The 18,197-nt window shown below is 51.9% G+C and carries 16 protein-coding genes, 1 pseudogene and 1 riboswitch; of the genes and pseudogenes, 3 read left to right on the forward strand and 14 right to left on the reverse strand.

What is annotated here, in order from left to right; translation table 11 throughout:
- Positions 1-123: 123 nt before the first annotated feature.
- Positions 124-231, reverse strand: a riboswitch (TPP riboswitch).
- Positions 232-255: 24 nt separating this feature from the next.
- The 9 genes and pseudogenes from ACLTD4_RS10835 to ACLTD4_RS10875 form a co-directional block, all read right to left on the reverse strand.
- The gene (locus ACLTD4_RS10835; RefSeq protein ID WP_117620613.1) at positions 256-1,143 is read right to left on the reverse strand and encodes a DegV family protein; all 888 of its coding nucleotides are present in this window, start codon (positions 1,141-1,143) and stop codon (positions 256-258) included.
- Between the two features lie 53 nt (positions 1,144-1,196).
- Positions 1,197-2,585 carry a sensor histidine kinase gene (locus ACLTD4_RS10840; protein WP_055652881.1) on the reverse strand — a complete coding sequence of 463 codons (1,389 nt, stop codon included), beginning with the start codon at positions 2,583-2,585 and terminating at the stop codon, positions 1,197-1,199.
- 1 nt (position 2,586) lies between these two features.
- Positions 2,587-3,279, reverse strand: coding sequence for a response regulator transcription factor (locus ACLTD4_RS10845; protein WP_055652882.1), 693 nt, complete (start codon positions 3,277-3,279; stop codon positions 2,587-2,589).
- Positions 3,280-3,288: 9 nt separating this feature from the next.
- Entirely contained in the window at positions 3,289-4,941 is a 1,653-nt protein-coding gene (locus ACLTD4_RS10850; protein WP_412331309.1) for a Na/Pi cotransporter family protein, read from the reverse strand.
- Positions 4,942-5,049: 108 nt separating this feature from the next.
- The gene (locus ACLTD4_RS10855) at positions 5,050-6,042 is read right to left on the reverse strand and encodes a dipeptidase (protein WP_117620611.1); all 993 of its coding nucleotides are present in this window, start codon (positions 6,040-6,042) and stop codon (positions 5,050-5,052) included.
- Between the two features lie 112 nt (positions 6,043-6,154).
- Positions 6,155-7,333 (reverse strand): ABC transporter permease, encoded by a 1,179-nt coding sequence (locus ACLTD4_RS10860; RefSeq protein ID WP_055653138.1) that lies wholly within the window; start codon positions 7,331-7,333, stop codon positions 6,155-6,157.
- Positions 7,317-8,042, reverse strand: coding sequence for an ABC transporter ATP-binding protein (locus ACLTD4_RS10865; protein ID WP_117620610.1), 726 nt, complete (start codon positions 8,040-8,042; stop codon positions 7,317-7,319). The genes ACLTD4_RS10860 and ACLTD4_RS10865 overlap by 17 nt, the downstream gene beginning before the upstream one ends.
- Positions 8,042-9,786 (reverse strand): annotated as a pseudogene (locus ACLTD4_RS10870) (efflux RND transporter periplasmic adaptor subunit). The gene ACLTD4_RS10865 and the pseudogene ACLTD4_RS10870 overlap by 1 nt, the downstream one beginning before the upstream one ends.
- A 14-nt stretch (positions 9,787-9,800) precedes the next feature.
- The gene (locus tag ACLTD4_RS10875; protein ID WP_055652887.1) at positions 9,801-10,892 is read right to left on the reverse strand and encodes an S-layer homology domain-containing protein; all 1,092 of its coding nucleotides are present in this window, start codon (positions 10,890-10,892) and stop codon (positions 9,801-9,803) included.
- 248 nt (positions 10,893-11,140) lie between these two features.
- On the opposite strand from ACLTD4_RS10875, the gene ACLTD4_RS10880 reads away from it, so the two are divergent.
- Both ACLTD4_RS10880 and ACLTD4_RS10885 read left to right on the forward strand, forming a co-directional pair.
- Positions 11,141-11,818, forward strand: a complete 678-nt coding sequence (locus ACLTD4_RS10880; RefSeq protein WP_002603896.1) for a response regulator transcription factor — start codon at positions 11,141-11,143, stop codon at positions 11,816-11,818.
- Positions 11,812-13,059, forward strand: a complete 1,248-nt coding sequence (locus ACLTD4_RS10885; protein WP_117620608.1) for a sensor histidine kinase — start codon at positions 11,812-11,814, stop codon at positions 13,057-13,059. Before ACLTD4_RS10880 ends, ACLTD4_RS10885 begins: the two co-directional genes overlap by 7 nt.
- Positions 13,060-13,128: 69 nt before the next feature.
- On the opposite strand, the gene ACLTD4_RS10890 is transcribed toward ACLTD4_RS10885, so the two are convergent.
- Both ACLTD4_RS10890 and ACLTD4_RS10895 read right to left on the reverse strand, forming a co-directional pair.
- Entirely contained in the window at positions 13,129-14,040 is a 912-nt protein-coding gene (locus ACLTD4_RS10890) for a ketopantoate reductase family protein (RefSeq protein WP_117620607.1), read from the reverse strand.
- A 25-nt stretch (positions 14,041-14,065) separates the two neighbouring features.
- Positions 14,066-14,755: a cyclase family protein gene (locus ACLTD4_RS10895; protein WP_055652891.1), complete on the reverse strand. Its 690-nt coding sequence runs from the start codon at positions 14,753-14,755 to the stop codon at positions 14,066-14,068.
- Positions 14,756-14,972: 217 nt separating this feature from the next.
- On the opposite strand from ACLTD4_RS10895, the gene ACLTD4_RS10900 reads away from it, so the two are divergent.
- A complete protein-coding gene (locus tag ACLTD4_RS10900) occupies positions 14,973-15,632 on the forward strand; it encodes a GntR family transcriptional regulator (protein ID WP_055652892.1) in 660 nt (219 codons plus the stop codon).
- A gap of 135 nt (positions 15,633-15,767) precedes the next feature.
- On the opposite strand, the gene ACLTD4_RS10905 is transcribed toward ACLTD4_RS10900, so the two are convergent.
- The 3 genes from ACLTD4_RS10905 to ACLTD4_RS10915 are packed head-to-tail and all read right to left on the reverse strand — an operon-like array spanning position 15,768 to position 18,176.
- Positions 15,768-16,478 (reverse strand): GTP pyrophosphokinase family protein, encoded by a 711-nt coding sequence (locus ACLTD4_RS10905; protein WP_055652893.1) that lies wholly within the window; start codon positions 16,476-16,478, stop codon positions 15,768-15,770.
- A 45-nt stretch (positions 16,479-16,523) separates the two neighbouring features.
- The gene (locus ACLTD4_RS10910; protein ID WP_055652894.1) at positions 16,524-17,363 is read right to left on the reverse strand and encodes an Mrp/NBP35 family ATP-binding protein; all 840 of its coding nucleotides are present in this window, start codon (positions 17,361-17,363) and stop codon (positions 16,524-16,526) included.
- A 3-nt stretch (positions 17,364-17,366) separates the two neighbouring features.
- Positions 17,367-18,176 carry a Cof-type HAD-IIB family hydrolase gene (locus tag ACLTD4_RS10915; RefSeq protein WP_117620606.1) on the reverse strand — a complete coding sequence of 270 codons (810 nt, stop codon included), beginning with the start codon at positions 18,174-18,176 and terminating at the stop codon, positions 17,367-17,369.
- Between the last annotated feature and the right edge of the window lie 21 nt (positions 18,177-18,197).

Here is an 18,197-nt window from a genome sequence, read left to right on the forward strand (position 1 = left end):
AGCCGGACTCTTGCGCCGGAGCGCGGCTGCTTCAGCGGCCTCCGGATTTTTGTTTCATAGGACAAGCTTTCCCATGAAACAAAAAAAGCGCCCATACCAAACGTCTGGTATGGGCGGCAAATATCCCTGTCATCTCATATTTCCCTACGTTGGCATTATCCAAATCAGGTAATAGGTCGAAGTTTGAGCACTTCCTCTCAGCCCGCCGCACGAGCTCCCTGTTGTATGTCAGTCTATCACTGCCTGCTTTTTTTGTCAATCCTTTCTTTCGTCTCCGAAGAAAAACAGAGCCACGGTTCCCGGTCCCGTATGGGCTCCGATGACGGTTCCGATGCTGTTGATCAGCACTCTGCCATTCAGCTCCGAAAAGCGCGTCTCCACCAGTTCGGCCACGGCCCTCGCGTCGTCTTCACAGGCAGAGCAGGAGATGAAGCATTTCCCTTTGTACCCGTTCTTTCCATCGGCGTGCTCTTCCATCATCCGGACCGCTTCCTGCATCGCCTTTTTCTTTGTCCTGATCTTATGGCGGGGAATCAAATGTCCCTCGTGATCCATGTTCATCAGCGGGCATATGTTTAATACGGTCCCCAGCATGGCTGAGGTCGCTGAAATACGGCCGCCCCGCTTGAAGCTGGTTAAATCCGTGGAAAAGAACCAGTGATGCACGTGAAGTCTCCGCTCCATCGTAATCCGGTACGCCTCTTCCAGAGAAAGGCCCTGGTCGCGCAAATCCGCGGCCGCGTCCACCAGCAGTCCATAGCCGGAAGAAGCCCCCAGGGAGTCCACCACCAGAATCTTCCGGTCCGGGTACTCTTCCTTCAGCTCTTCCACCGCGCTGCAGGCGGAATTATAGGTTCCTGAAATACCGGAGGAAAGGCTGATATGGAGAATATCCTTTCCCTCCTCTAATATAGCTCCAAAAAAATCATGGAACTCAGCCACGTTGACCTGTGATGTAGTCGGCATGGCGCCTTTTGAAATCCTGTTGTAAAACTCATCAAACGGCATGCTCTGCCCCAAATCATCCGGGTAGGACACCCCGTCCATTAAGTAGTGGAAGCAGACATAGGGAATCTGACGTTCGTCAAAATACGTTTTCTTCATATCTGCCGTGGAACAGCATGTTAATACAAATTGATTCATACTCCGCACACCTCCTTTTGTGATTAGCCTTTTTCATTTTATCACAAAATTCGTCAAATTGGAATCTTTACCGTAAATTCTGTCCCTGCCTCCAGTTCAGACTGTACCGTAATCGTTCCGTGATAATAACCCGCAATGTGCTTTACAATGGATAATCCCAGGCCGGTTCCGCCCTGTTTGCGGCTTCGTCCCTTGTCCACCCGGTAGAACCGCTCGAAGATGCGCCCCAGGGATTCTTTTGGAATTCCCATGCCGTTGTCCCTTACCCGTATGATCATTTCCTTGTCTTCTTCTGTGATGGTCACCCAGACCTCTCCGCCCGGTTTGTTGTATTTTATAGCGTTGCTGAGCAGATTGCTTAAAAGCTCCGTCATCTGGCGGGCATTGGCGTAGATGCACAGCGGTTTGCAGTCTGCGTGGATCAGAACTTCGTGAAAGGCCGCCAGCGGCTTCAGCGATTCCAGCACGTCGTCCAGGACGATGGACATCCGGACGTCCTGGCATACCATCTCGGCCTCCTTCGTCTCCAGCCTGGAGATCATCAGGATATCGTTAATCAAGCTGGTCATGTGGACCGCCTCCTTCTTGATCCGCCGGATGAAGTCCTTTTTCTGTTCCTCATCCTGAATAATTCCGCTCTCCAGAAGCTCTGCGTAGCCCTGTACCGACGTGATCGGTGTCTTTAACTCGTGGGAGGCGTTGCTGAAGAATTCCTGCCGGATCTGCCGCTCCAGTTCGATCTGGTTTAAATACTCCTTGACATTCTTTGACATTTCCGTTGTCGTCTCCGCGATAATGTTGATTTCCGGATACTGGTACGTCTCAAAGGTCAGCTCCGTGTAGTCCCCGTTGACCTTAAGCATCTCCTGCGATATCTCCTTCAGCGGCTTCGTGATGGAGGCCGCAAAGCTGTCGGCCGAGCAGGCGGAATAGATAAGCGCCACCAGGAAGCTGAGCCAGACGGCTGGAAGAAGGAGAATCAAATACTCCTTAAATCCGGTAAACGGTACCGCCATCCGCAGGATATAGTCAGAGTGATCCGATTCATAAGCCACGTACAGCATATTTTTCTTCAGCGTATCGGAATATCTCCTGGAGGAGCCGCTCCCCGATTCCAGTGCTTCCTTAATTTCCTCCCGGTCCAGGTGATTGTCCATGGAAGAAGTATCCACCACGCCCGTATCGGCCGCGACGCTTCCATCCTTTCTGATGACCGTAAAACGGCTGCTGTTGTCATTTACCGTCTCCTCCAGCATCATCACCTCACCCTGTAAATCCCCGCTATAGTCGAGAACGCTGTCGATGGCCCGCAGAGTGTAGGTCATGTCCTTTCTGGAGCTCTTTAAGAGCGCGCTGCTGGCTGCTATATAAAAGATGGCGCTGCTTAAGATCAGCGCCGCCAGGATTACCTGAATAAATTTTACAAATATGGCCTTTCGCATATCAGCCTTCCTCCGTCTTCACAAAGCGGTAGCCCACACCGCGCACCGTGCGGATGCAGAAGCCGCCCTCCTCGCCCAGCTTCTGGCGGAGCGTTCGGATATGCATATCCAGCGTCCTCGTCTCTCCGTCGTAATCGTAGCCCCAGATGTGATTTAAGAGTTCATCCCGGGTGACCACCTTGCTTTGATTCTCCATAAGGTACAAAAGCAGTTCGAATTCTTTTAAAGTCAGCTCTACCTTTTTCCCGCTGCTTAAAACCTCTCTGGTCTTTTTATTCAGACTGATGCAGTATTTCTCTAAAATCTCATCCTCTGTCTGGTTTCTCGCCCTGCGGCGGAGCAGACTCCGGATTCTGGCCGCCAGCTCCATGACGCCGAAGGGCTTCGTCATATAGTCATCAGCGCCGCCGTCCAGTCCCGCCACCTTGTCAAACTCCCTGTCCTTGGCGGTCAGAATGATAATGGGCATGTCTGCCAGGGCGTCATTTTTCCGGATTCTCTTAATCGCACTCAGGCCGTCCATCCCCGGAAGCATCAGATCGAACACCGCCAGATCCGGCATGTCTGTCTCAATGCTTTTGAGGGCGTCCTCCGCCATCTCAAAGGCGGAGACACTATACCCGAAGCCCTCCAGGGCGATTCTGATTAAATCCCTGATATTGTCGTCGTCTTCTACCACATAGATTCTTTCCATACGCGCCTCCTACATCTCATCTCTCACAAATCCCGCTATGTTATGGGCGTGATCCGAAATACGTTCCAGGTTGCTCAATGCCTCCAAAAATACGATGCCGTTTTCCGGCGTACACTTATGGCTGGACAGACGCTCAATATGGCGTTCTCTCAGTTCTTCCTCCAGCATGTCCACGCTCTCCTCACTCTGTACCACGGCCCGTACCTCAGACATTCCGGCGCCGCCTCTGGCGTTGATGGCGTGCTCCAGTGCGGAACGCACCGTCTTTATCATTTCCTTCATCTCGCCGGCCGCCTCCACGGAAAATACGATATTCTTGTCCGCCTTCTCCACCGCCAGCTCCGACAGGTTCTCACAGTGGTCGCTGACGCGTTCAAAGTTGCTGACCGTATAGAATAAATTCTTCACCAGCAGATGCTGTTCCTCATTCAGGGACTGATTGTTAATCTTGACCAGATAGGAGGTCAGAAGCTTCTCGTACTGGTTGATCTTTGCCTCCAGCTTCTCCACCTGCTCCGCTTCTGCCCTGCTGTTATCCAGTAAGGCCGCTGTCGCAATATCAAAATTCTCCAGCGCCGCTTTTCCCATGTTGATTACTTCCTGTGTCGCATTCTCAATGGCGAAGGACGGCGTCTCTAAAATTCTCTCGTCCAGGTGGCGCTCCATCTGGGAGCCCTCCGTCTCTTCCTTTCCCTTTTTGCTGCCTCTGATCATGAAGCTTGACGCCTTTACCAGAAGTCCCGCGAAGGGGAATAAGAGTATCGTATTGCTCACATTAAATACGGTATGGAAGATAGAGATTTCCACACTGCTGATCGTCGATGACGCAAACACCGGATTCAGTTTAAAGATGATATACATCACAATTCCGAAGATCACGGCTCCCACCGTATTAAACAGGAGGTGGATTCCGGCCGCCTGCTTCGCCGTCTTATTGGCTCCGACGCTGGAGATCAGCGCCGTCACACACGTGCCGATATTCTGTCCCAGCGTGATGAAGATGGCGGACTGCCAGTTCACGATTCCGTTTAACGCCAGTGTCTGCAGGATACCCACCGACGCGGAAGAGCTCTGGATAATTCCGGTCACCGCCGCACCAGCCAGGATACCGAGAAACGGATTTCGTCCCAGAACCGCAAATGCCTGCGCAAATATCGGAGCGTCGCGGTACGGAGTGATGGAGGCCGACATAAAGGTCAGACCGATAAACAGCACGCCGAAGCCCACCAGGATCTCTCCCGTCTGCTTCTTCCTGCTGTTCTTGCAAAACAGCGTCATGACCGCACCCACGCCCACCAGGGCCGGTGCAAAAAACTCCGGTTTCAGCATCTCGCCCACCGCCTCGGATACGATCCAGCTGGTCACCGTGGTTCCGATATTGGCGCCCATAATGATGCCGACCGCCTGGCCCAGGTTCATAATCCCGGCGTTTACGAAGCCGACGACCATGACCGTGGTGGCGGAACTGCTCTGGATAATGGCGGTAATACCCGCTCCGAGAATCACGCCCATCAGACGGTTCTTCGTTAATGCTCCCAACAGCTGCTGCATCCGGTGTCCCGCAGATTTCTGCAGTCCGTCCGCCATGGCATTCATGCCATAGAGAAACATTCCCAGACCCCCGATAAATTTAAACAGCATCTGTAAATCATTGATTGACATAGTCCCCTCCCGGTTTTCATGAAATAAATTGATTGATTATGTAAGCACTATATCAAATCTATGTAAAGTATGATGCACGGGAATGTAAAATCTATGTAAAATTTTGTCTTATTTTAAAATATCCTTGTATACACGAAGCACATTCTTATAGAACACGCCCTCGATCTCCTCCTCCGTAAAGCCGGCCCTTCTCATGGCCTGCTCCAGCACCGGCAAGTCTTCCGGGGATTTTATCTCCAGTTCCCCGCCGATTCCGTCGAAATCCGATCCCAGCCCGATACACTGAATTCCGCCGATCTTCTTCATATGCTTCATATGTAAAATCATGTCATCGACGCGGCTCACCGCGTGTTCACCTCTCTGCCAGTCATGCAGAAAGTCCGCGCAGTAATTGATGCCGGCCACTCCGCCGCGCTCCGAAAGCGTTTTAAGCATCTCATCGGTTAAGTTTCTTGGATTGGAGGCAACCGTTCTCGCGTTGGAGTGGCTCGCCACGAACGGTTTCTTCGTATACCGGAACACATCCATAATCCCCGCGTCAGACAGGTGGGACACATCCATAATCATCCCCAGCCGTTCCATCTCCCTGACAAATTCGATCCCCGTCTCCGTCAGTCCGTGCTCCGTATCCGGTTCAAAATACGCCTCGTCCCCTTCAATCCGGATTATATTCGGCCAGCCCAGCTCATTCCGAAAATTCCAGGTAAGCGTCATCATCCGCACTCCCAACCGGTAAAAGTTCCTCAAAAAAGCGATTTCTCCCTGGCAGACGCCGCCTTCCTCGATCGTCAGCAGCGCAGACATTTTCCCCAGTCTCCGGTTCTCCTCAATATCTTCATACGTTTTCACAATCCCAATCCGGTCACCATGCTCTTCCAGCTCCTGATAAAATAGGTCCACCAGCTTCATGCAGTGCTCAAACGGCTTCTCATACCTGTCCAGCGACGTAAACATCGCAAAATTCTGGAGACAGTAGTCCCCCTTCTCCATCCTCTCCAGATCCACATGGCAGTCATTCTTCCAAACCGAATGCTCCTTCCCTTCCTCCATGCGGTAAAATAGCTCCGAAATCGTATCACAGTGCATATCCACAACCTTCATATGATTTAAACTCCTCTATGTCTTCATTCTCAAAAAGGAGCAACTCCCAACGAGCTACTCCTTCTGTAACTATGCAAATAGTATCACTATTATTCCAATTTTGCAACCCTTCCTACTCACTTCGAAGCGCATCAATCGGATTCAAATTCGCCGCCCGGTTTGCCGGCATATATCCGAACAGCAGCCCGATTCCCACAGACACGCTGAAGGACACTGCCACGGCGCTGGGCGTCGGCGTCGCGTTCATTCCCATGGCTGTGCCGATGACCGTGGTCGCCACGGATCCGATCACAATTCCGATCACGCCGCCGATGGAGCTGGTCACGGCCGCCTCGATGACGAACTGCTGCATGATCGTCCGTTTCTTCGCCCCCAGCGCCTTGCGGATACCGATCTCCCTGGTCCGCTCGGTTACGGACACCAGCATGATATTCATAACTCCCACGCCCGCCACCAGCAGGGAAATTCCGGCGATGCCGCCGAGAAGCATGGACATCATGGCAATCATGGAATTCAGGGAATCCAGAAGCTCGCTCATCGCCGTGATCCGGTATAAATCCTCATCCTTAAAGATTTCCATGAGGAAATCATCGATCGCCGTCTTTGCCTCATCCGTATGATTCATATCGGCCGTGGCAAACGTGTAGCTGCTGATATTGGCGTTTCTCGTCATCTTCGCGGCACAGCTGTACGGCATCCAGACGAAATCATCGCTTCCGCCCGATTCCAGCTCATCGTCATCCTGTCTCGACACCACGCCAACGATCCGGAACGCATTGCCTCCGATCTTAATGGTCTGATCGAGGGCTTTATCCACGCCTCCGTACAGATCCCACGCCACATAATATCCCACCACACACACCTTCTGGCGCGATACAATATCGGAATACTGGATAAACCGGCCGGCCTCCAACTCCATATCCTTCATCTCCAGGTATTCCTCGCTGACTCCGGACACCGTTGTCGAGGTCGATGACTCCGTCCCGTTTTTTACAGTCGTGGATACGGTCACATTCGGTGTCATCTGGGCAAATAAATCCCTGTTGTCCTCGTAGAATTCATACATCTCATCCACAGAGACCGATCGGGTGGAAAGATTCGTCACATTGACTGAAATCTGGTTCGTCCCCATGCTTGCGAAGCTCTCCGTCATGTAAGACATCTGGCCGTTGACAAGGCTTACCAGGATGATAACGGAGGCCACGCCGATGATGATGCCCAGCATGGTTAAAAAGGACCGCATCTTATTACCCATAATACTTTTCATTGCCATTTTAAAGGATTGCAGAATATTCATTTACGTCTCCATCAAAGTTGATCTTTCCGTCATGCACTCTCACCACGCGCCGCGCCTCCATTGCGATGGAGCTGTCATGGGTAATCATGACGATGGTATTGCCTTCATCGTTTAACTGTTTTAAGAAATCCAGAACGCTGCGGCTCGTCTTCGAATCAAGGGCGCCTGTCGGCTCATCGGCCAGGATCAGGGACGGGTCTCCCGCCAGAGCCCTGGCGATGGACACTCTCTGCTGCTGCCCGCCGGAAAGCTGGTTCGGAAGGTTCCTCCATTTTTCCGCCAGGCCCACACGCTCCAGCGAAGCCATGGCCCGCATGCGGCGGACCGTATTGCCGGCCCCCGCGTAGAGAAGCGGCAGCTCCACATTTTCCAGGAGATTCAGCTTGGGAAGCAGATTGTACTGCTGGAATATGAAGCCGATCATCCGGTTTCTGATGTCCGCCAGCTGATTGTCCGTCATACTTCCCACGTCTTTTCCGCCCAGTAAGTATTCGCCGGAGCTGGGCACATCCAAAGCCCCGATGATATTCATCAGCGTCGATTTCCCGCTTCCCGATTTTCCTACAATAGCCACAAATTCACCGCGGTTGATCGTCAGGGAAATGCCGTCGTTGGCCCTCACCTCTTCGTCTCCCATCTCATAGATCTTATAGATATTTTTCAGTTCAATTAATGTTTCTTCCAAATCTCTACCTCCAGCCATTACTTGGGACCGCCGCCGTTACTTCCGCCGCTTCTTCCGCCATTTCCGCCTGGGCCGCCTCCGGGCGCGCCTCCGCCGCCCATTTCTCCGGGACCTACCTGTATGCCACCCATCATATTAAACGACGAACTCACCGTGGACTCAGCCACATAGACCACATCCCCCTCAGACAGTCCTTCCGTGATTTCCACGTAATCGTCGCTGATCAGCCCGGTCTTTACATCGACAGCCCGGAAGCCCGCCGGAACCATTCCCTGCGCCTCCGTTACCGTATCGTCCTTTACATAGACCTTGTTGCCGCGCATCAGTGCGTCGGCCGGCACGGCAAGCACATCCGACGCCTGGTCGAGGATGATGACGCCGTCCACATTCATGCCCGGAAGCAGTTCATCCATACCGTCGTTTAAGGTTACGGTGACAGGATAGTTGGTCACGCCGTTGGAGTAGGAGCTTTGCAGGCTCACATTGGTCACCGTACCGGAGAACGTCTTTCCGCTCACCGCGTCTGCGGTAATCACTACGCTCTGTCCCACGGCCACTTCCTTTACATCCAGTTCATCGACCGACATCTCAAAGGTATAGCCGGACATATCGTATATCACGGCAAGCGTCGTGCTTCCGCTGGTGCTCTTCGCCACCTTGTCGCCCGCCTTTACATTTTTTGTGATCACCTGACCGGAGATCGGCGCTGTGATCGTGTAATTATCGTAATTATCCTGCGTGCTCTCCACCTTGTTCCTGGCGGATTCCAGCGTTTCCTCCGCTTTTTCCACGGAGTCCTTATATGCTCGGAGAAGCTTCTCCGCCGATTTCGATTCCATGGTGAAAACAGGGGTTCCCTTGCCCACGTAATCGCCCTCGCTAATCAGCAGCTTTCCCACCTCCACACTGGAGGAAATATCAGCATTCATCACAGTCTCCAGCGTCGGCTCAAGGAGCCTCCGCGCTGCAGATAAAGTCCCCACCGTCGCCGTCGCAGCCATATCGGTGGTTAAACCACCTGATTCGCCACTCGATGGTGACGTACCGACATCCGGCCGCCTGTCAGCGTCACATCCATGTTGCTCACCGCGGTAACCGTTCCCGCCAGCTGCTCTCCCGTATCCGTCAGCGTAAGCGCTGCGCCGCTGCCCGCTCCGATGAAAGCCGCTTCCCCGGACAAAAACGGCAGTTTGATCTTCATGACCTTGTCATCGTAAATGTCGGCGATTTTCGTATTGGAGCTCACTTTATCGCCTTCTTTGATGTACAGAGTCCTGATGTAGCCCGCCTCTGTTGATTTGTAGGTATTGCCGCTGTAATCGCTGAGCGCCGTGTTATAGTCATCCAGGGCGACCTCGTAATTTTCCTGCGCCCTCGTCAGAGAATTGTTGACGCTGGTCAGCTCCGATTCCATGGAGGAGGTATCGATCTGGTACAGGATTTGCCCCGCCTCCACCTGATCTCCCTCTTCAAAATCGGCGGCAATCACCTCTCCCTCCACGAGAGAGGTGATATCGTATGTATTCTTCGGAGAGATCGTACCCGATGACGACAGCTCCGAGGTGATATCCCGCGTCTCCACTGTCGCGGTCCTGACCTCTTTCACGTTCGCGCTGGCCGCTTTCTCCGCCTTCATCCGAACCGCCGCGTAAACTCCCAAGATGACGACCAGCAGGAGAATCAGAATCAGAAGAAGCTTTTTCCCCTTCCTGCCGCCCTTTTTTCCATTCTTTGTCTTATTTCCAAAACTTATTTTCTTCATCTCAGGCTCTCCTGTCAGTCTTCAATATAATCAAGCACGGTACGCGTCTCATCACCGTTGCTGTCCGTTGTCACGGAATAGACCAGAGTGACCGTATCTCCCACCCGCATATCGCCATATGTGGAAAATGCAAACTTCATCTCGGTGCTGTCCAGTTCATACGTATTGCCGTCATCCAGTATGATGGCGTCCGGCGTCATCAGATCGGCCGAATTGTATATGACATTTGTGATCTCACCGAATACCGCGGAACGCCCGTTCTCATTTTCGCTTCCAACTGTATACAACCATACTGTTTTGGATACCGGATGGTAGTAAACCAGCACACCGTTATCATTCTCCAGCGCCGCAGAGATGGCTTCGCTGCTGTTGGAGATCGGCGACCCATCGAGGTATACGCTGGCAGCGCTCAGCTTAAACGGCAGATAATCGGAAAGGCGGCTCTTGCTCCTTACGATCTTCGGTCCCTTCAGGCTGTTGTCCACCATGGTAAGCGGATTGATCTCCCCGTCGGAGGTCAGCTCGCATCCCAGGCTCTTTCCGAACATGGTTCCCGCCTTCGTATCGGTCTTTAAAAGATTGTAGAATAAATTAATGCAGTCCTCCTTTATGAGGACCTCCTCCGGACTCTTATTCATATTTTCATCGAGCTCCAGGAAATGGTATTTGGACTGCCTGGCCCCGGTCTGGTCTCCGGTAAAATCCGTATTTTCATATCCCAGCAGCGCCAGCATTCCCCTTACGGCCTCCTGAAGCGTCACATACTCATCCGGTTTAAAATTCCCTCCTAAGTATCCCGTCATCCACCCCTGTTCTGCCGCAATCCTGATGGACGCCGCATACGTATGGTCACGCGGTACATCGGCAAATACAGAGGTATTGCTCACACTGCTGACCGTACTCCTGTAGGAAGACGCATTCACCAGCATGCTGGCAAACTCCCCTCTCGTAATGGCAGAATCCATGTTGGTCACACTCATGATCCCCGATATTCCGATCACCTTTTTTCTCAAGTCAATATTTGTCTGCGCCTCCGCCGTTATGGGCATCACAGCCGTGGCCGCTACAACCACCGCCATGGAAGCGGCTACTCTTCTTCCATTCATCCGATTTGCTCCTCTCTGCGCTCTGTCTGATGTTCTGCTTTAGTCTGTCGTTTATTCTATCACGGGTTCCTGAAATTAACCTGAAAGCCGGTTTCAGGCTATTTTCAGCTTCTCCTTCTATAATAGTATCTATAAAATGCGGATACAGGAAAAGGAATGGGATTGCCAAACGAGGAAACCCCTTTTATAATATTGATAAGGATATGGACCGGCCGTTCGGCCATACCGGAAAAGGAAGGAAATGATTCATGAATATACTGATCGTAGAAGATGAAGTGAGACTGGCCGACGCGCTGGGGCAGATTATGGAGGAACAGCACTATCACACAGACATCGTTTATACCGGTACCGACGGCCTCTACTGCGGCCTGTCGGGCGAATATGATGTCATCGTCCTGGATGTAATGCTTCCCGGGGAAAATGGATTTGATGTGGTAAAGAAGCTTCGAAAGGCCCATGTCCAGACGCCGGTGCTGATGCTGACCGCCAGAGACGACATAAGCGACAAGGTGACCGGTTTGGACCGCGGCGCCGACGACTACATGACGAAGCCGTTTATCCCGGAAGAGCTGCTGGCACGGATACGCGCCCTCTCCCGCAGACAGGGCGAGGTTGTCGTGGAAGAACTTCATTTTGGAGATCTGACCCTGAATCTTTCAACCAACGATCTGGTGCGCGGCAGAAAGTCCATCCATCTGGGATATAAGGAATTTGAGGTACTGAAACTGCTCATGAACAATGCGGGCAAAATCATTTCCAAGGATATGCTGATTTCAAGGGTATGGGGAAATGATTCCGACGCTGAGGACAACAACGTGGAAGCCTACATTTCCTTTCTCCGGAAAAAGCTTTCCTTCTTAAGCTCCAAGGTGGAAATCGTAACTGTCCGGAAAGTGGGGTACCGTCTGGAGGAACCGTCATGCTGAAAAAGCTTCGCGGAAAATTCATTATCATCAATATGTCCCTGGTCATCACGATTCTCATCATCGTGCTGGGGAATTTTTATCATGCCAATCTCTGGCGGCTGGAACGCCAGACCGACCTGGCCCTGATGCAGGCCCAGGATTTGGCCCGCTTCAAAGGAAAACTGAATAAAGTAGAACCTGGACGCCGGACCGACGATACGCCGCCTCCCTTCATCCCCACCGCAGTCATCACCCTTTCAAAGGATGGGCAGACGGTGACGGACGTAACCACAAACAATCTCTCCGTATCCGATGACATGGCGGCTACTCTGGCAGACCTTGTCATGGAAAACGGCGATCCGCGAGGCGTCTTAAGAGACTACTCCCTTCGCTATATCCGCTCTGAGACGCCGGACAGCATCACCATCGCGTTCGCCGATCAGAGCTTTGAGCTGAACAACCTCCGGGCGCTGCGCCTTAACTGTCTTCTGCTGTTTTTCATCGCCGCCATTCTTTTTCTGCTGCTCAGCATCTTCCTGTCCCGCTGGGCCTTAAGGCCGGTGGAGCAGGCATGGAAACAGCAGAACCAGTTTATCGCCGACGCGTCCCACGAACTGAAAACGCCGCTCACGGTCATCCTGGCCAATTTACAGATTCTGCTCTCCCATCAGGACTCATCCATTAAGAGCCAGATCAAATGGGTTGACAACACGAAGGAGGAGGCAGCCCGCATGAAGCAGCTGGTGGAGGAGCTCCTCTTTCTGGCGCGCTCCGATGCGGGCACGGTGGAAGTCACACACACGGCGAATACCGAGTTCGATTACAGCGACAGCGTGCTGAACTGTGTTCTGCTCTTTGAATCGGTGGCTTTCGAGAACAAGGTCACCTTAAACAACGACATCGTTCCCGGCATCCACATCTGCGGCAGCGAGCCCCAGATCAAACAGATGGTCACAATCCTTCTGGACAATGCCTGCAAATACGCCGGTATCCACGGAACGGTATCCGTCTCCTTAAAGTCCTCCCCCCATCACGCGGTGCTGACCGTCAATAATACGGGAGAGCTTATCCCTCCGTCCGATCAGAAGCATATCTTCGAACGGTTTTACCGCACGGACAAATCGCGGGTGAGAAAAGAAGGCGGATATGGCCTGGGGCTTTCCATAGCCAGGACGATCGTAGAACAGCATAAGGGGAAAATTACCGTATCCAGCAGCCTGGAGGAAGGGACGACGTTTACGGTTATGTTTCCGGTTCCTTAATGGAGGGACGAATAAGCCCGGGACAGCTCTTGATATCAAGAGCTGCCCCGGGCCGCTTGTTGTTGTAACTTATTTTTTCATCTCCATCGCGTGAACCATATTCACGACAAATTCATGGCTCGGCACTGAAACGCCACACCGCCCTGCCGCAGTCACCACGGAACCGCTGATGGTATTTACCTCGGTTCTTCTGCCATCGCGCAGGTCCGCACGGATCGAAGTGCATCCTGCCGGATTCCCGATGGAGGTCTGACGTACCCGCTCCGTTACAGCTTCCTCATCGAAGGAAAGGCCAAGCGCACCGGCAACCGCAATCGCCTCATGAATCAGCGCCTTCGTCAAATTCCATGCGTATTCATTCTCCGCAATAAATCCCATATCCACCTGAAGAATGCCGGTTACTGCGCTCAGGGAAACGTTGGTAAACAGCTTGTCCCAGATGAGATACTGAATATTCTCATGGATTTTCACCTGAAATCCGCAGCTGTCAAACGCCTCTTTCAGCTGCGGCAGGAATTCTTCCCGATCCTCCGTCAGCATCCCTACATTCGTATTACCAACTCCGCCTCTTCTCACATGCCCTGGCGCCAGTACCGCGCCGTTGTCCTCTGTCGTGCCGATGATTATACGGTCTTCGGGGACAAATTCCTTTAAAATGTCCTCGTGGCCTGCGCCGTTCTGCAGCGTCAGAAGGCGTGTTTTCTCCCCAATCACACCCTGATTCCCCGCCAGCGCGGCCCTGGAATAGATAGACTTCACAAACAGAATGACCAGGTCCATCTCCCCCAGCCCTTCCGTGCCGGTTACCGCCGTCGGATGGTACGTATTCGTCACGCCATCCTCGTCGATCTTCAGTCCTTCCCGGTTGATCTGCGTTACAATATCCGGATTCGTGTCTACCAGATATACCTGATGCTTCCTTGATAAATGGCCGCCGTAGACGGAGCCCATGGCTCCTGCGCCAATGACTGTTATTTTCATTTGGACCTCCTGCCTTTCTGACTTTTTAGTTTGAAAAGTCTGCCAGCCCCTCGATAGCATATGCACGGATCGGACAGGAGTCCAGGCCGAGGATTGGAAGGGGGGCGTAGCTCATGAAGAACACATCCTGCTCCAGCTTCTCAAGGTTTTTCAGGACCTCAAGGAAAACGATATTCTCAGCCATTAGTATATCATGAAATGGCTTGACATCCTCATTGCAGTTTTCAATCGAGACGCCGTCTCCAAAGCCTACACACTTCACCTTATGATCCCGGAACCACTCAGCGCTTTCTTTTCCTACCAGAAGCCGCTTGTCCGCCTCCGTGTTGGTCGCCGGGGTAAACGGAGGAATCTTGTAAGAGGAATCAATGATCACAATATCCCCTTCCTTAAGCTTTCCTTCCGTAGCCTTGTCAAGATCCGCAGCCGTAATGTGGGTTCCCGGCGCAACCTCCTCCTTGAAATCCACATACAAAGCCCTGCCCATAAATGTGGTCAGAGGCAGCTCCGCCACGCTCGGCCAGTTGTCATCATGATGGTAAGGGCACTCACAGTGTGTCCCCAGATGGCTGGTAAGATCCATAATCGTATGGAAATCCGGAATCGGTCCCCCGGTATTGAACCGATACATGTGGCATCTCCGGCTCTCCGTCTTCGGATCCAGCTCCTTCGTTAAATCCACCACTCTCAAATTCCCCATCTTATAAACGCACATCTTGTCTTCCTCCTCTATTTTAATATAATAAATAACTCCCGTTGCTTCTTACAACCAGTATACCGCTATACCGGTATACTGTCAACACTGACAAAACAAAATCTTACAATTTCATCGATTATTTTTATCTGCAAAACGCCCTTTAAAAGAGTGATTGACCAAAAACAACTTCTATATTAGAATAATGGTATGTCAAACAAACAGGAGATGCATCACATTGAAAGAAAAAAGCTTTTTACAATCCAAGGCATACGATTACATAAAAGAACAGATTTTGGAAGGAAAGCTGGTGCCGGACACACTCTACTCTGAGGCGCGCCTGTCCAAAGAGCTGGACATTTCCAGAACACCCATCAGGGAAGCGTTACAGTGTTTAAGCCAGGATGGATATATTTCTATCGTCCCCAGTAAGGGGTTTATGCTCCGCCACCTGACGGATAAGGACATGCAGGAAACCATCGAAGTCCGCTGTGCCATTGAAGGCTTCTGCACCCATATCATAGCCGGACAGATCTCCACCGAAAAGGGGAAACGACTGCTGGACGAGCTGGGACAGATACTTGAGCAGATGCAGAAGGCAAAAGATTTTGATGATAACCTGCAGACCTTTATTGACAGTGACCACGCCTTTCATCTGGCCATCGTCGGTTATGCCGAGAATGATGAGTTTAATCAGCTGTTCCAGCGCCTGCTGTATTTGATCCACTTAACATCTGCCACCGCGCTCTCGGTTACAGGCCGTGTCGATGGAACGCTGGAGGAACACGAGCTCTACTACCGCGCCCTCAGAGAGGGTAATGGAAACGATGCCTATCAGATCATGATCCGCCATCTGACCATGCCACTGAAGCTTCACGATCATCCAGACGGTCAATAACCGCTCATATCCTGTGAAAATATTCTGTGAAAGTAAGAATTGATATAAAATAAGAAGCTGACGCCCTCCGGTATTACCGGATCTAAGGCATCAGCTTCTTATTTTCATAGAATGAACTTCCTCTGATTCGCTTTACTATTTAGTGACAGTAATTCCCTCTGATTCTATCTTCAGCCGGATCTTCAGCATCCGTTCATCCGTCTGTGCGATGACCTCCGCACACTCCCGCAGTTCTGCGCTGATTTCCTCCGAGCTGTCACCAACCTCTTTCTTATATTTCAGTTGATGATCCAGGCTGGCCCAGAAATCCATGGCGATGGTTCTGATCTGAACCTCCACCCGCATCCACTTCTTCCGGTCGGAAAAGAAGACGGGAATCTCCACGATCATGTGATAGCTCCGGTATCCATTCTCCTTCGGATGGCGGATATAGTCCTTGATGGCGATGATATGCACGTCATCCTGACGGGTCAGCATGTCGGCTACGGCGTAGATATCATCTAAAAAAGAACAGATGACACGGATTCCCGCTACATCGTCGAGATTCTCCATCATGGATTCCATCGTTACGGGAAGTCCTCTCCGCTGCAGTTTCTCCACAATGCTCAAGGGCTTCTTCACTCTGGATTTCACCATCTCGATGGGATTCCTGGAATTGCGTACGGACAGTTCGTCGTTTAATACCTCCAGCTTCGTCTTAATCTCCCTGATCGCACAGGTATACATCATCATCGCTTCCTGGAACTGGTACGCCTGCTTTATAAGCGGGTCCGGAACCTGTACCAGATTCGGCACATTAACGATGGACTGGTGCAGTTCGCTGTTGGGGTTCATATTGATATTCATATTTCTACCTCGCTGTCCTATCCTTAAGCTGTCACGAAACGCATATTATATGGACTCCACGGCTTTAACCGCCTCGTCCAGCCACGGTGCTTCCAAATACTCCACGGCGCCTTCATCAACAGCTTTGGCAATCTTGGGTTCAATCGGGATCTTGGCGAGAACAGGGATTTCATTCTCCTTAGCCACTTCGTCGATCCGGCTCTCTCCAAATACGGAAATCTTCTTTCCGCAGTCCGGACATGATAAGTAGCTCATATTCTCCACCAGACCAAGAATCGGAATGTTCATCTTTTTCGCCATGTTTACAGCCTTTGTCACGATCATGGACACGAGCTCCTGAGGCGATGTGACAATGATGATGCCGTCTACCGGCAGAGACTGGAATACCGTAAGCGGAACATCGCCGGTTCCCGGAGGCATATCCACGAACATATAGTCGATATCTTCCCACAGGGCCTCCTGCCAGAACTGCTTAACCGCTCCGGCGATCACAGGTCCTCTCCAGATTACGGGATCGGTCTCATGATCGAGAATTAAGTTGGCCGACATCACTTCGATGCCCATGGAAGTGGTCGCCGGGATCATGAGTCCCGTCGGTGTCATGCCGACGCCGTCATCTCCCAGGCCAAATGCCTTCGGAATCGAAGGTCCGGTAATATCCGCGTCAAGAATTGCCGTCTTATAATTTTTTGCGTTCATGCGGACCGCCATCATAGTGGTGACCAGCGATTTACCAACGCCGCCCTTTCCGCTTACCACACCGATTACCTTCTTAACCGTACTTGCAGGGTTTAACGGCTCCAGAAAGCTGGTCTGCTCCGTCTGTCTGCTGCTGCAGCTCTCCCCACAGGTATTACAATTATGAGTACAGTTTGTTTCACTCATGTTTCATTCCTCCTGATGATTATTCTCTAATATATAGAAGACAGCCTTTAAAAGGCCATCCGTTTCTATCGAATCCGTAATATAATCCGCCACGGCTTTCACCGCAGCCTTTCCATTGCCCATGGCGATGCCGAGACCGGCCATCTCCACCATGGAAACATCGTTTGCTCCGTCGCCGACCGCCGCAGTCTCCTCCAGCGACAGGCCGAAATGAGCCGCCATCTTCTCGATTCCGATGCATTTGCTTCCGCCCCGCGGAATTACATCCACGGCGTATTCATCGTGCCACCGGATGATCTCACATCCGGGAACCGCGCGCCGGATCTCTTCCTCCCGCGCCCTGCCGATATAGGGCACGATCTGGTAGATCGGATGCTCTGACGCACGCCTCACATCCATAACGGGCGGAATTCTTGTCCCGATTCCCGCCTGAGCCTTCTCCACGACGTCGTCCACCATGTTGATATACATGCGGTCATCCTCCATGAAAAGGCAGGGAAACGGATCTTTCCCGATAAGCGTCAACATGGCGGCGACTTCCGCGCCGTCAATGGGATCGTCGTATACAACGTTGTCGCCGCAGTAACAGTACTGCCCGTTTAGCGTGACGTATCCGTCAAATTCCATGTCCTCCAGGAGGTTCTCCTCCTCGATCTCAAGCTTATGGCGCCCGGTAGCGATGAACAGCAGGATTCCTGCCTCCCTCGCCTTCCGCAGCGCCTCTTTTGTGCTTTCCGGAATCCTCTTCGTCTCGAAATCACGCAGAGTCCCGTCTATATCAAAAAATATGGCTTTGATCTGCCTTTTGCTCATTCTCATCTCTTCCTTTACAAG

This window comes from Hungatella sp. (assembly GCF_046966825.1).